This is a genomic window from Streptomyces tremellae, assembly GCF_039540215.1.
GTDB classification, from domain to species: domain Bacteria; phylum Actinomycetota; class Actinomycetes; order Streptomycetales; family Streptomycetaceae; genus Streptomyces; species Streptomyces tremellae.
This window is the reverse complement of record NZ_BAABEP010000001.1, coordinates 186915-199046: the sequence shown is the minus strand read 5'-3', so window position 1 is coordinate 199046 and position 12132 is coordinate 186915. Positions and strand designations below refer to the sequence as shown.

Annotated in this window: 10 protein-coding genes and 1 riboswitch; of the genes, 3 read left to right on the top strand and 7 right to left on the bottom strand. The window is 73.2% G+C overall.

Translation table 11 applies throughout. The features are described 5' to 3' along the window. Positions 1–45: 45 nt before the first annotated feature. Positions 46–1041, bottom strand: coding sequence for an agmatinase (speB, locus tag ABEA77_RS00895; RefSeq protein ID WP_345639869.1), 996 nt, complete (start codon positions 1039–1041; stop codon positions 46–48). A 658-nt stretch (positions 1042–1699) separates the two neighbouring features. Beyond that, positions 1700–1861: riboswitch (cyclic di-AMP (ydaO/yuaA leader) on the top strand. Positions 1862–1863: 2 nt separating this feature from the next. Between speB and ABEA77_RS00890 the strand changes: the two genes are divergently transcribed. Further along, positions 1864–2712, top strand: a complete 849-nt coding sequence (locus ABEA77_RS00890) for a transglycosylase SLT domain-containing protein (RefSeq protein ID WP_345639867.1) — start codon at positions 1864–1866, stop codon at positions 2710–2712. A 117-nt stretch (positions 2713–2829) separates the two neighbouring features. On the opposite strand, the gene ABEA77_RS00885 is transcribed toward ABEA77_RS00890, so the two are convergent. Both ABEA77_RS00885 and tatA read right to left on the bottom strand, forming a co-directional pair. Further along, complete coding sequence (locus ABEA77_RS00885) at positions 2830–4584, bottom strand: LCP family protein (RefSeq protein WP_345639865.1); 1755 nt, start codon at positions 4582–4584, stop codon at positions 2830–2832. Positions 4585–4641: 57 nt separating this feature from the next. After that, on the bottom strand, positions 4642–4935 hold the full coding sequence (gene tatA, locus ABEA77_RS00880) for a Sec-independent protein translocase subunit TatA (protein WP_345639864.1): 294 nt from the start codon (positions 4933–4935) through the stop codon (positions 4642–4644). A gap of 213 nt (positions 4936–5148) precedes the next feature. On the opposite strand from tatA, the gene ABEA77_RS00875 reads away from it, so the two are divergent. Together ABEA77_RS00875 and mgtA are read left to right on the top strand one after the other, a co-directional pair. Beyond that, on the top strand, positions 5149–5520 hold the full coding sequence (locus tag ABEA77_RS00875) for an ArsR/SmtB family transcription factor (protein WP_345639863.1): 372 nt from the start codon (positions 5149–5151) through the stop codon (positions 5518–5520). 12 nt (positions 5521–5532) lie between these two features. Next, a complete protein-coding gene (mgtA, locus tag ABEA77_RS00870; RefSeq protein ID WP_345639862.1) occupies positions 5533–8364 on the top strand; it encodes a magnesium-translocating P-type ATPase in 2832 nt (943 codons plus the stop codon). Here mgtA and ABEA77_RS00865 read toward each other — a convergent pair. The 4 genes from ABEA77_RS00865 to ABEA77_RS00850 are packed head-to-tail and all read right to left on the bottom strand — an operon-like array spanning position 8277 to position 12130. Continuing rightward, positions 8277–9272 (bottom strand): ABC transporter substrate-binding protein, encoded by a 996-nt coding sequence (locus tag ABEA77_RS00865; protein WP_345639860.1) that lies wholly within the window; start codon positions 9270–9272, stop codon positions 8277–8279. The genes mgtA and ABEA77_RS00865 overlap by 88 nt on opposite strands. A 5-nt stretch (positions 9273–9277) precedes the next feature. After that, positions 9278–10306 (bottom strand): amidohydrolase family protein, encoded by a 1029-nt coding sequence (locus tag ABEA77_RS00860; RefSeq protein ID WP_345639858.1) that lies wholly within the window; start codon positions 10304–10306, stop codon positions 9278–9280. A 7-nt stretch (positions 10307–10313) separates the two neighbouring features. Continuing rightward, positions 10314–11015, bottom strand: a complete 702-nt coding sequence (locus ABEA77_RS00855) for a 4-carboxy-4-hydroxy-2-oxoadipate aldolase/oxaloacetate decarboxylase (RefSeq protein WP_345639856.1) — start codon at positions 11013–11015, stop codon at positions 10314–10316. Continuing rightward, positions 11012–12130: a zinc-dependent alcohol dehydrogenase gene (locus ABEA77_RS00850; RefSeq protein ID WP_345639855.1), complete on the bottom strand. Its 1119-nt coding sequence runs from the start codon at positions 12128–12130 to the stop codon at positions 11012–11014. The genes ABEA77_RS00855 and ABEA77_RS00850 overlap by 4 nt, the downstream gene beginning before the upstream one ends. Between the last annotated feature and the right edge of the window lie 2 nt (positions 12131–12132).

The following is a 12132-nucleotide window of genomic DNA, read 5'->3' as shown; positions in this document are numbered from 1 at the left end:
GGGCAGGCCGGGCGCGGCTCCCGCAGGGCGGCGCCCGGCCCGGCCTCAGGAGGCCGCCGCCCCCGCGCGGCGCAGGGCGAGCAAACTCACCATGTCGTAGGCGACGTGCGAGGCCGCGACCGAGGTGATGTCGGCGTGGTCGTAGGCGGGCGCCACCTCCACCACGTCCGCGCCGACGATCCGGGTACCGGCCAGACCGCGCAGGATTTCGAGCAGTTCGCGTGAGGTGAGGCCGCCCGCCTCCGGGGTGCCGGTGCCGGGGGCGTGCGCCGGGTCGAGGACGTCGATGTCGACGGAGACGTACAGCGGGCGGTCGCCGATCCGCTCCCGCACCGCGGCCACCGTCTCGTCCACACCGCGCCGCATCACGTCGGCGGCGGTCACGATGCCGAAGCCGAGCCGCCTGTCGTCGGCGAGGTCCGCCTTGCCGTACAGCGGGCCGCGAGTGCCGATGTGGCTGAGCGCCTCGGTGTCGAGCAGCCCCTCCTCAACTGCCCGGCGGAACGGTGTGCCGTGGGTGTACGGCTCCCCGAAGTACGTGTCCCAGGTGTCCAGATGGGCGTCGAAGTGCAGCAGGGCCACCGGCCCGTGCACCCGGGCCGCGGCCCGCAGCAGCGGCAGCGAGAGGGTGTGGTCGCCGCCGACCGTCACCACCGACGCGCCGCCCGCGGCGAGTTGGCCGACGCGCTCCTCCACGGTGGCCACCGCCTGCCCGATGTCGTACGGGTTCACGGCGATGTCGCCCGCGTCCGCGACCTGCACGGCGGCGAACGGGGACACGTCGAGCCCCGGGTGGTAGGGGCGCAGCAGCCGGCTGGCCTCGCGCACCGCGGCGGGCGCGAACCGCGCGCCGGGCCGGTAGGACACACCGCTGTCGAAGGGGATGCCGACCACGGCGACTTGGGCGGTGCCGACGTCTTCGAGGCGGGGCAGCCGCGCGAAGGTGGCGATACCCGCGTAGCGGGGCACCACCGAGCTGTCGACGGGTCCCACAGGTCCTGCGGGCGCGCCGGCCGGCGGCTGCTGCTCGTTCGATGTCACGGGACGGGTTCCTCCATGTGGATAAGGAATGAGCGGTGCGGCGCGGGCGCGCCCGGTGGGGGAGCCCGCACGGCACCAGCAGCTTACGCCGCGGTCGCCTTTTGATTGCGCGTCAGAATGGGAAAGGGAATTGCTTTCCCGTTGGCGGGGCCTTGCGTGCGACTCTCCTGGGGAATCGATCCGGGTTCCGCTTGGTGTTCTCAGGCGATCTTCCAGGGGTCCTCGCGGTATGTCGTGGCGCCGCCGTGCGCGAGGACGGATTTCTGATCGCGTGTCATTGGCCGAGAGGTGGGCCGCAAGGAGGGCAGGCCGTGGATCCACGGCGCCGTTATGGGCGTTTTGGTGCCGTTCATACCTAATCCCACTTCTGGGCATTTGAGGTAAGTTATTGCTCTCTGGCGGGTGTTGTCGGGGGTCGTTGCGCCTCTGTTCGGTGATATGCGTCACCAGAAGGGGTGTAGGGGCCTGTTGGGGCGGTGCCTCATTTCGCGCGAGTCCAGGGCGCGTTGGGGCTTCCGGCGGCCGGGGGAAGATCGGGTATTCCCTCGCTGAGGGCGTTTAAAGCATCGCTGCATGAATTCAGAACTTGTTTCGCTGCGAGGTCTTCGCTTACGTTCTCGTCATTCCGGACAGACCGCCGAATCCTGCCGCTGCCCGGATACCTCAACCACTGAACTCATCCATACGGCAGGAGCGGGGGACCCAGGTAAGTCGCCGTGCCGCGCATGCGGACCGGCTCGGGGTGAAGCCGCAGCCATGCGGCCGGGCATCTCCAGCCCGAACCCGACAGCTCACCTCGCAGGCGACGGAGAGGAATTCAGCATGCCCAAAAAGGCCAACCACCGCCGTCCCCTGTCCCGATCGCTGACCCGCGGCCTCATGGCCGCAGGTGTGGGCGGCGCGGTGATCGCCGTACCCCTGCTGACCGCCGCAGCGGCCAACGCCGCGCCGGCTCCGCAGTCCGTGGCCCACGAAGCCGCGGTCCACCAGGCCGCCAAGGCCCCCGTGCGGGCCCACGCGGCCGCACACACCGCCGCGGGCTCCGTGTACACCGTGGTGCCCGGGGACTCGCTCTCGAAGATCGCCTTCGACCACTCGCTGTCCGGCGGCTGGCACAAGCTGTACCAGGACAACCGGGAGGCGGTCGGCGGCAACCCGTCGCTGATCCACCCCGGCCTCAAGCTGTCCCTCGGGCACAGGGCCGCCGCCTCAGCCGCCCACACCACGGGCGCCGCCCACACCACGGGTGAGCGCGCCGGGCACACCGAGCACACCGAGCGCAAGACCGTCATCAAGACGGAGAACACCGCGGACACCGCCCCGGTGAAGAAGGCCGCGGCCCCGGTGTACGCCGACAACCTGGACGGCTGGATACGCCAGTCGCTGGCCATCATGGCCCAGCACGGCATCCCCGGCAGCTACGACGGCATCTACCGCAACATCATGCGCGAGTCGTCCGGCAACCCGACGGCGATCAACAACTGGGACTCCAACGCGGCCCAGGGCACCCCGTCCAAGGGCCTGCTCCAGGTGATCGACCCCACGTTCCAGACCTACCATGTCGCGGGCACCTCGATGGACCCGTACGACCCGGTGGCGAACATCACCGCCGCGTGCAACTACGCGGCTGCGACGTACGGCTCGATCGACAACGTCAACGGCCCGTACTGACGGACACACCGCCCGCTCGGGTCCGCCGGAACACACCGGCGGTCCGGGCGGGCGGCACGCGGAGGCCCGCCGGAACACACCGGCGGGCCTCCGTACGTCCTCCGCGTGTCGTCCGTGTCAGGGAGCGGAGTCCTTTTTGTTGGGGGATGCCGCATATGCCTGAGCGGGTGTCATCGGTACGCCGTTGATCTCGACCGTCTTGTACTGGCTCACCTCGGCGCACGCCTTCGAGTCGTCCGCGGTGTCCGCGTGGGCGCCCGAGACGGCCTCGTGCGCGTCCCCCGAGCCGCCGCCGCTGCCCGAGGAGCCGCCGGGGTAGGCGGATCCCGAGGGCCAGTCCGAGCCGATGGTGAGCACGAGGCCCGCGGTGTCCGAGGACGTGACCTGGGAGGACGGCAGGCCGAGCGCGGCTGCGGCCGTCTGTGCCGCCGCCTTTTGCCCCGGGCCGTAGGCGAGCGTGGTGCGCGCCACCGCGCTGCCCGCGTTGCCCGACGCCTCGACGGTGAAGCCCTTGCCGGTGAGGGCCGAGGCGACCGTGCCGGCCCGCCCGGTGATGCCGGTGCCGTTCTCCACGGACAGCGAGACATCCGAGGGCGCCACCGAGGCCTGGGGCTTCGCCGTCTTGGACGCCGACGCCGTCGGCTGCCCGCCCGCCGCCGTCTTCTTGCCGTCGGACGCGGTCAGCGACTTGTCGTCGGCGATCGCCGAGAACAGTGCGGTCGCGCCGGGCGCCGGGATCACCCGGTTCGCGTCGGTCGGGGACTGCCCGGTCTGCATGGTGGTGAAGGTGATCCGCTTCGCCGGGACCTTGTTGAGGTCGTCGGCGAGGCCGATCAGCTTGCTGATGCTGCCGAGGCCGGTGTCCACCGTCATCGCCTTGGTGGCGCTGTCGGCCAGCGCGTAGACCTTGGGCGGGTCGGAGAGGGTGCCCGCGCTCTTGAACTTGCGGATCATCGCGCTGAGGAAGATGTGCTGCGCGTACGTGCGCCCCAGGTCGCTGCCGTCGCCCAGGCCGTGCCGGGTGCGGACGAACTCCAGCGCCGCGTCGCCCTTGAGGGTGTGCGTCCCCTTCGCGAGCTTGAGGTGCGAGTACGTGTCGTAGACGTTGTCACTGACACACACCGACACACCGCCCACCGCGTCGGACATCTTCACCACACCGGAGAAGTCGAGCATCACGAAGTGGTCGATGGGGATGCCGGTGAGCTGGTGCACCGTGGAGACCTGGCAGGCCGGGCCGTACTGGAGCGCGCTGTTGATCTGGCCCTGGTAGCCGCCGGTCGAGGGACCCCCGTCACTGCCCTTGCAGGCGGGGATCTGCGTCTCGGTGTCGCGCGGGATGCTCATCACGGTCGCGTTGGACCGGTCCGCGGAGATGTGCACCACCATCTCGACGTCCGCGTTGTGCCCCGCGGCCGAGGTGCTCGACCCGCAGCCGCCGCCGAGCTTGCAGTCGCTCGCCGAGTTCCGGCCGTCCGAGCCGATCGCCAAAATGTTGATCGGGGTCCTGCCGAAGGAGTCCGCCTTCTCCTTGGACCCGCCGTCGATGGCGATGCTGCGGATGTTGCCGCTGAGGTGCTCGTAGAGCCAGGCGCCGCCGCCCGCGACGATCAGGATGAGCGCGGACACCACCGTCAGCAGCGTCCGGACGATCCGTTTGCGCCGCGGCAGCGGCTTGGCGCGGCGCCGCCTGCTGCCCCGGTCCTTGGCGCGGGCCGCCCTGCGTGCCGCCGCCCGTCCGCCGCCGAGCGGCGGCTCACCGGGGTCCGTCCCGCGGCCTGGGCCGTCGTGGGACGTGCGCTGGCGCGGCGGCCCCGAGGGGCGGTGGCGGGTCGCCTGCCGGGCGCGTTCGCCCGCCCTCGGGTCCGTCATCTGCGAACTCCCTGTGCGTCAGTGGTCGGTGTGCGTGCTGACGGCCGGCACGGCGGCTCAGTGGGCCGTGGCGGTGCCCCGCCCGGCCGCCTCGGACGCCGGTGCGTCCTCCTTGCGCGCGGTGGACACGACGGCGCCCGAGGGCGCCGCCGCGGTCGCGTCCGGGGCCGGCGCGGCGTCCTTGCCGCCCGTCTCGTCCAGCGTCTTCATGGCCCTGACCTCGCTCTTGAAGATGCGCAGCGACTTGCCGAGGCCGCGCGCCGCGTCCGGGAGCTTCTTCGAGCCGAACAGCAGGGCCACCACGAGTACGACCACGAGTACGTGCCAGGGCTCAAGACCGTTTCTGAGCATGCGACGCCACCTCCGGGTACGACGGGGACCGGCGGCGGACGCCACCGGTGCCCCAAGGTTGCCACATTACGCAACCGAGCAAGTGAGCGGCCCGGCGCGGTTCCGGTCGGGCCCCGGCCGATCCTCCCACTCGCGTAGGCTGACGGACCGGCCAGGCCGGCGACGCGCCCGGCTGCCGCCCCCACCCTGGCACGTCAATCTGTGGAGGTTCACGTGACACGGTCGCCCGCGAGACCGGCCGACCCCGAGGACGACGCGCTGCAGGACGCGGCAGCCACCTTCGGCCTGCTGTCGTCACCGGTCCGGCTGCACATCGTCTGGATACTCGCCCAGGGCGAGAGCGACGTCACCGGCCTCGCCGAGCGGGTCGGCGGCTCGCTGCCCGCCGTCAGCCAGCACCTCGCCAAGCTGAAGCTCGCCGGCCTCGTCCACGCGCGCCGCGAGGGGCGCCGCCAGGTCTACTTCGTCGACGATCCCGCCCTCGTGACCGTCGTCCGGCTGGCGCTCGGCAGGCCGGGCGAGGCCGCGGACGCCCCGGGCTGCCTCCCCGCCGCGGTGTCGGGCCCGCGCGGCCCGGTCGCCTGACCCGCCCGCGCCATGCGCACAAGCGAGCCGCCGTCCACCGGCGCCGCACCCGCCGCGTGCCCGCGCCCCGGCAGGCGGGAAGGGGACGCGGCCACCACCCTCGCAGTCCTGCGCCGCCTCGGCACCGGGCCGCGCGGCCTCACCGAGGCCGAAGCGGAGGAGCGCCTCGTACGGCACGGCGAGAACACCCTGCCCACCGCGCGCACCGCACCCCTGCTGCGCCGCTTCCTCGGCGGAGTGCGCGACCCCTTCACCGGTGTCCTGCTCTGCCTCGCAGCGGTCTCCGCGGCCGTCACGTCCTGGGGCACGGCCTGCGTCCTGACCGTGCTCGTCGCCGTCAGCTGCGCGCTGCGCGCCCGCGCGGGCCGGCAGGCCGACCGCTCGGCAGCCGCCCTGCACGGCGCGCTGCCCTCCACGGCGACCGTGCGGCGCCGCACGGGACCCTCGTACACCGAGACGCGCGAGCGCGAGGTGCCCGCCTGCGACCTGGTGCCCGGGGACATCGTCAGGCTCGCCCCCGGCGACCTGGTCCCCGCCGACGTGCGGCTGCTGCGGGCCACCGGTCTGAGCGTGCACCAGGCCGCGCTCACCGGGGAATCCGTGCCGGTCGCCAAGTACCCGGTGGAGGACCCCGGCGGCCCTGGAGGACCTGGGCGGCGCGCCCCCGCGGCCGCGGACACCTTCGAGGCACCACACCTGTGCTTCCAGGGCAGCAGCGTCGCAGCGGGCAGTGCGACCGCCGTCGTCACCGCCACAGGACCCGGCACCCGGTTCGCCGCCGCGCACGGCACCGACCACGAGCACGGGCGGCGCCCTGGCGGTGTGGAACGGCCCTTCGACCGGTCCGTCAAGGGCGTCGTGTGGCTGCTGGTGCGGCTGATGGCGCTCACCCCACCGCTCGTCCTGACGGCGGGCGCGCTCCTGCACCGCAGCAGCCCCGAGTCGCCCGCGTTCGCGGTCGCCGTGGCGGTCGGCCTCACCCCCGAGATGCTGCCCGTCGTCGTCAACACCGTGCTGGCGCGCGGCGCCGGGCGCCTCGCCGACCGCTACGGCGTCATCGTGAAGCGGCTGCCCGCGCTGCACGACCTGGGTGCGGTCGAGGTGCTGTGCACCGACAAGACCGGCACCCTCACCCAGGACCTGCCGGCGCTCGACCGGACCCTCGCGCCGGACGGCGGCCCCTGCCCCGACGCGCTCGCCTGGGCCGCCGTCAACAGCCTGGTCACCCTCCAGCTCGCCGAGGTGCCGCAGCCCGACCCGCTCGACGAGGCGGTCCTCGCCGCGGCGCCGCCCGGCGCGGCCGAGCGGTACGAAGGCGTCGCCGCGCTCCCCCTCGACCCGGTGCGCCGCCGCTCCGCCGCGCTGGTGCGCGACGGCCGCGGCTACACCCTCGCCGTGAAGGGCGCCCCCGAGGACGTGCTCGACCGCTGCGCCGGGCTGCGTACGCCGGACGGGACGGCCGCGCTCGACCCGGCGGCCCGCGCCCGGCTCGACCGCCTCGTCGCGGACGCCGCGGACGAGGGGCTCAGGGTGCTCGCCGTCGCGGTCGGCGACCGGCCGTCGCGGCCCCGCCCGCTCACCGCGGCCGCCGAGAGCGGCCTCACCCTCGTCGGGTTCGTTGCGCTGCGCGACGCCCTCGCGCCGACCGCGGCCGACGCGCTCGCCTCCCTCGCCCGGCGCGGCGTCTCCTTCGCGGTGCTCACCGGAGACCACCCGGGCACCGCCGCCCGCGCCTGCCGCGACCTCGGCCTCACCGTCGCCCCCGAGGCCGTCGTCACCGGCGACACCGTCGACGCGCTCGACGACACGCGGCTCGCCGCGCTCGCTGCCCGCACCACCGTCTTCGCCCGCTGCACCCCCGAGCACAAGGCCCGGGTCGTACGGGCGCTGCGCGCGGCCGGGCGCACCACCGGCTACCTCGGCGACGGCGTCAACGATCTGCCCGCGCTGCGCGCCGCCGACCTCGGCATCTGCACGAAGGACGCGGCGCAGGTGGCGCGCGAGGCGGCCGGCGTGGTCCTCGCGACCAAGGACCTCACCGCGCTCTCCCACGCCGTCGCGTACGGGCGCCGCGCGAGCGCCAACATCGTCACCTACCTGCGCATCACCCTGTCGTCGAACGTAGGCAACGTGATCGCGATGCTCGGCGCCGGCCTGCTGATGCCGTTCCTGCCGATGCTGCCCGCGCAGGTACTGCTCCAGAACCTCTGCTTCGACGCGGCGCAGCTGACCCTGGCGCTCGACCGGCCGCCCGCCTCGGCCGCCGACCGGCCCGCCACCCTGCGCCCCGCGGGGCTGCTGCGCACCGTCGCCGGGTACGGGGTCGTCAACGCCGCCGCAGACCTCGCCACCTTCGGCGTGATCGCGCTCACCGCGCGCGGGGGCGCGCGCGGCGGGGGCGAAGCCGCCTTCCACGCGGGCTGGTTCACCGAGAACCTGCTGACCCAGGCGCTCGTGATGCTGCTGCTGCGGCCGCGCGGCGGCGGCACGCCCGCGCCGGTCAGGGCGGCGGCGGCCTTCCTCGCCGCGGTCGGCGTCGCGCTGCCGCTGCTGCCCGCGGGCGCCTCCTTCGGTATGGCCCCGCCGCCGCTGCCGTACTACCCGCTGCTCGCGGCCCTCCTCGCGCTGTGCGGCGCGGCGCTCGCGGGCGCGCGGGCGCGCGGCTCCGGCCACGCGGCCGGCGCGCGCGGGGGGGCAGGACGCGCGGAAGGCGCCGCCCCCGGGTCCTTCGGACCGGGGGACGGCGCCCGCGCGCGTCAGATGACCGCGGACTCAAGCGCCTCGGGGGCGAACAGCTCCTCCGGCGTGCGCAGCCGGTCGGAGAGCCCCTGCTCGTGGTGGTAGCGCAGGAACGCGGAGAGCGTCCTGTGGTTGTCCGCCCCGAGCCCGTACGACCAGAAGTCGCTCCCCAGCAGGGCGCGGGCCTCTTCGAGCTGCGGCGTGAGCCACGGCAGCGTGAAGCGCAGCGCCGACGTGTCGTACATGCTCTCGTAGGCGATCCGCTTGGCTTCGAGCGCCGCCTTGTACAGCGACTGCGCGACCCACGGGTGGCGCTCGTAGACGTCCCTGCGCACCACCAGCACGTGCATGATCGGGAAGATCCCGGTGTCCGCGTAGTACGCCTTCTCCGCGCCGATCACGTCGGGGAAGATCCGCTTGACCCGCGGGTCGCCCTGCGCGAAGGGGGACGGGACGCGCGGGGTGACCAGCGCGTCGATCTCGCCCTCCGCCAGCATCGAGGAGAGCGTGCGGCCGGCGGGGATCGGGCTGATCCTCACCGAGTCGCCCAGGTCGACCCTGGCCTTCTCGATCCGGCCGGGGGTCTCCTGGCCGCCGGTGCGGTGCTCGTACGCGTCGTACGGGACGCCGTGCCGGTCGCCGACGACGCCGCGCATCCACACGCACGCCGTGAGCTGGAACTCGGGCGTGCCGACGACCTTGCCGCGCAGGTCCTCCGGCGACTCGACGCCCGCGTCGGCGTTCGCGTACCAGGAGCTGTGCCGGAACATCCGCGAGGTGTACACCGGCAGTGCCACGAACGGCGGGGGATCCTGCCGCAGCGACACCACATAGGAGGAGAGGGAGAGCTCGGCCACCTCGAACTCCCGGTGGCGCATCATCCGGAAGAAGGTCTCCTCGACCGGGAGGCGCAGGTACGTCAGGTCGATGCCGTCCGGCCTTACGGTCTCCTCCCACAGGGCACGGGTGCGGTCGTAGTCGCCGCAGGCCATGGTGAGCGCGAGTCGGGGCATGCGTGCTACCTGCCTTCCGCCGTGAGCTTCGCGTCGAGCCTCGGGTAGACCCGCCGGGCGTTGCCCTCGTAGACCTGCTGGAGCTGCTGCTGCGAGAGCCCCGCGCCGTCCACGTACTGCTTGGTGTCGTCCCAGGCCACGCCGGTGTCCGGGTCGACACCGCGCACGGCGCCCAGCATCTCGGACGCGAACAGGACGTTGCCGGTGGGGACGACCTTCGTCAGCAGGTCGACCCCGGGCTGGTGGTACACGCAGGTGTCGAAGAAGACGTTGTCCGTCAGCCGCACGGTCGGGTCGGGCAGCCCCATCCGCATCGCGAGGCCCCGGTAGCGGCCCCAGTGGTAGGGCACGGCGCCGCCGCCGTGCGGGAGCACGAACCGCAGGCCGGGGAAGCGGTCGAACAACGCGCCGCCGTCCTGCGCGAGTTGCATGAACACCGAGGTGTCGGCGTTGAGGTAGTGCGCGCCGAGGGTGTGGAACGCCGGGTTGCAGGACGTCGACACGTGCACCATCGCCGGCACGTCGAGTTCGGCGAGCACCTCGTACAGCGGGAACCAGTACGGGTCGGTCAGCGGCGGCGACGTCCAGTGGCCGCCCGAGGGGTCCGGGTTCAGGTTAGCACCGACGAACCCCAACTGCTCAACACAGCGCCGCAGTTCGGCGATGACGTCGTCCAGTGGACTGTTCGCGGTCTGCGGCAGCTGGCACACCGCGGCGAAGTACTCGGGAAAGAGCGAGGCGGCCCGGTGCACCAGGTCGTTGCCGGCCTCGGCCCAGGCGGACGCCGTCGCCCGGTCGGTGACGTGGTGCTCCATGCCTGAGGCCTTCGGCGAGAACACCATCAGGTCGCCGCCGCGCTCGCGCAGGACCTTCAGCTGGTGGTTCTCCACCGACTCGCGGACCGCGTCGTCGCTGATCGGCGCGAGCCGCGGCACCGGCAGCGCCGGATCCGCGAGCCGCGCCAACTGGGCGTCCCTGAAGGCCTGGAGCTGCGGGGGAGCGGTGGTGTAGTGGCCGTGGATGTCGATGATCACCGCGGCCTCACTCCCCGGCCGCGGGAGCGGTGTAGTCCGTGTACGTGAGGCCCTTCGCGGCCAGGCGCTCGCGCATGGTGTTGACGTCGAGGCCGAGTTCGCCGTTCGCGTACCGGTCGCGGGAGCGCGCCTCCTTGTCCTCCCGCGCCCGGGAGGCCGCGGCCACGTCGGCGGCGGTCAGCCGCGGCACCACCACGACGCCGTCGTCGTCCGCGACGATCACGTCGCCCGGGTGGATGATCTGGCCCGCGCAGGCCACCGGCACCCCGACGTCGCCCAGGGTCTCCTTGACCGTGCCGAACGCGCAGACGTGGCGGGACCACACGGGGAAGCCCATCGCGGTCAGCTCTGCGATGTCCCGGCAGCCCGCGTCGATGACGAGGCCGCGCACCCCGTGCGCCGCCACGGAGGTGGCGAGCAGCTCGCCGAAGTACCCCGCGTCGGAGGGGGAGGTGGGCGAGACCACCAGGATGTCGCCCGGCCTGCACTGCTCGACGGCGACGTGCAGCATCCAGTTGTCCGCGGGCGGCACGCTGACCGTCACCGCGGACCCCGCGATGTGCGCTCCCGGGTAGATGGGCCGCAGGGCGGAGGAGAGCAGGCCCGTGCGGCCCTGCGCCTCGTGGACGGTGGCCACGCCGAAGCGGGCGAGTGCCTCGACGGCGTCCTTGTCCGCGCGCGGTGTGTTCCGTATGACGGTGCCGCTCATGCCGCCTCCGCCCAGGGGAGCAGGGAGACGTGCACGGCGTCCTCGCCGCTCTCGCCGCCGACCGTGCGGATGGCCCGGTCGGTCTCGCTGAGCGGGAAGGTGTGCGTCGCCAGCTTCTCCAGCGGGAAGCGGCCCGACGCCAGCTGTTCGAGGGCGAGTTCGCAGGCACGGAAGCTGTGGCCGCGCGCGCTTTTCATCGCGATGGACTTCTCCGTGAGCTTCTTCAGCGGGAAGTCGGGGAAGGCGGCCACCTCGCCCTGGACCACCATGGTGCCCTCGCGGCGCTTGAGCGCGTCGATGCCGAGCAGCACGGGCGCTGTGCCCGCGCCCGCGGTGCAGTCGAGGACGACGTCCACGCCGCGCCCGCCGGTCAGCTCCATGACCCGGGCGAGCGGGTCCTCCTCGCGCACGTCGATGACGGCGTCCGCGCCCAGCTCCTTGGCCATCGCGAGGCGCGCCGCGTCCTTCGTGGTGCCCGTCATGATGATCAGCGAGGCGCCGGCCTGCTTGCAGGCGACGACCTGGGAGAGGCCCTGCTGCCCGGGGCCCTGGATCAGCACGGTGTTGGCGTAGCCGACCCCCGCGGTCACCAGCGCCCACTCGATGCCGTTGGACAGCGGCGTGACGAGTCCGGCCAGTTCGGCCGAGACGCCGTCCGGCACGCGGTGCGTCACCGAGTTCCACGGGAGGTAGAGGTACTGCGAGAAGCCGCCCCACAGGTGGTACGGGTTGTTCGCGGAGGTGTACCCGTAGCGGCGCGCGTCGGGGTTGGTGCGCCAGTCGGTGGCCTCGCAGTGGCGGTACTCGCCCGCGTGGCACCAGTCGCAGCGCATACAGCCCACGTAGTGCTCGACGAAGATGCGGTCGCCCTCGCGCAGGCCCTTGCGCTCGGTGAACTCGCGGCCGGCTTTGGCGATCACACCGACGTTCTCGTGCCCCATGATCACCGGGTCGGCGAACGGCGGCTTCCCGTACATCTTGACGTCCGTGCCGCAGATGCCGGCGACCTCGACCTTCAGGAGGGCGCCGTCGGCCGGGATGTCCGGCATCGCGAACTCCCGGAGCTCGGTCGTGCCCGGCCCCGTCCTGACCGCCGCCAACACCTGCTCTGCCATGA